The sequence below is a fragment of the Microbacterium sp. AISO3 genome (assembly GCF_002204305.1).
Lineage (GTDB): Bacteria > Actinomycetota > Actinomycetes > Actinomycetales > Microbacteriaceae > Microbacterium > Microbacterium arborescens.
The window spans coordinates 1-500 of the sequence record NZ_NHRF01000053.1 but is presented as its reverse complement, the minus strand read 5'-3'; the positions used below and the strand labels follow the sequence as shown (position 1 = coordinate 500).

Sequence of the window (500 nt, the reverse complement as noted above, 5' to 3'; positions counted from 1 at the left end):
GATGAGGAGGGATTGCAGCGTGTTTTTAATGAGGTCATCACGGGATCCCATGTGCGTGACGGACATCGGGAAACGCCAAAGGAGATTATGTACCGAGGAAGAATGTCGCTGGACGGTATCGCGAAAATGTATTCAGAAAATGATTATCAAGCCCTGTATCAGGACATGGTACGAGCTAAAAGATTCGATACCGGCTCTTGTTCTGAGTCATGCGAAATATTTGGAGGGCAGCTTGATTTCGACTTCGGGAGGGAAGCTGCATGATGCGATGTTATCGGTGCGGTGAATGCAAAGAAGATAACCGCTTCCGACCAAATCAACCTTACTGGAATCGATGGTGTCTCCGGTGTGAAAGAACACCAACAGGGGTGTTACCACTACCGCAGGAAAAGGAGGACGTGTGGCGAGACAGCGACGAAGTATCACCGACATAATCTGCGAAAACTGCAAATACCTTCCAACGAAACGCACCAGAAATAAACCCAAGCCAATCCCAAAAG

The 500-nt window shown here is 48.2% G+C and carries 2 protein-coding genes and 1 pseudogene; all 3 read left to right on the top strand.

The window, feature by feature from the left end; all coding sequences use genetic code 11:
- A pseudogene (locus CBF90_RS18645) lies at positions 1 to 264 on the top strand (hypothetical protein); the annotation flags it as partial.
- A complete protein-coding gene (gene ninD / locus CBF90_RS16270) occupies positions 261 to 434 on the top strand; it encodes a protein NinD (RefSeq protein ID WP_000984218.1) in 174 nt (57 codons plus the stop codon). The pseudogene CBF90_RS18645 and the gene ninD, both read left to right, overlap by 4 nt.
- The coding region (locus tag CBF90_RS18960; protein ID WP_141097201.1) for a NinE family protein at positions 401 to 500 on the top strand (100 nt) is incomplete at its 3' end. The genes ninD and CBF90_RS18960, both read left to right, overlap by 34 nt.